This is a genomic window from Pantoea sp. SIMBA_079 (genome assembly GCF_046940275.1).
GTDB classification, from domain to species: domain Bacteria; phylum Pseudomonadota; class Gammaproteobacteria; order Enterobacterales; family Enterobacteriaceae; genus Pantoea; species Pantoea borealis.
In genome coordinates this window covers 1-232 of record NZ_JAWRYR010000979.1, presented here as the reverse complement: position 1 = coordinate 232, position 232 = coordinate 1, and the positions used below count along the sequence as shown (strand labels likewise).

Here is a 232-nt window from a genome sequence, read left to right as displayed (position 1 = left end):
CGACGCCCGCCGCCAGCCACACCTGCGGCAGCGACGGCGCCCCGGATTCGTGCCAGGCCAGCGCGGCGACCAGCAGCCACAGCGGCTGGCTGACGAGGGTCAGGCCGAACACGCGCTGGGTCGCGTTCAAGGCTTCGCCGGTGCGCTCGAGATGCAGCAGCAGCAGGCGGTTGCCGAGCGGATATGCGATCGCCGCGGTCAGCACGCAGGCCAGTGCGATCCAGCCGGCCCG

1 protein-coding gene is annotated in these 232 nt (G+C 73.3%); it reads right to left on the bottom strand.

All coding sequences use genetic code 11. The features are described 5' to 3' along the window. The coding region (locus SB719_RS22860) for a multidrug resistance efflux transporter family protein (protein ID WP_412160141.1) at positions 1–232 on the bottom strand (232 nt) is incomplete at both ends.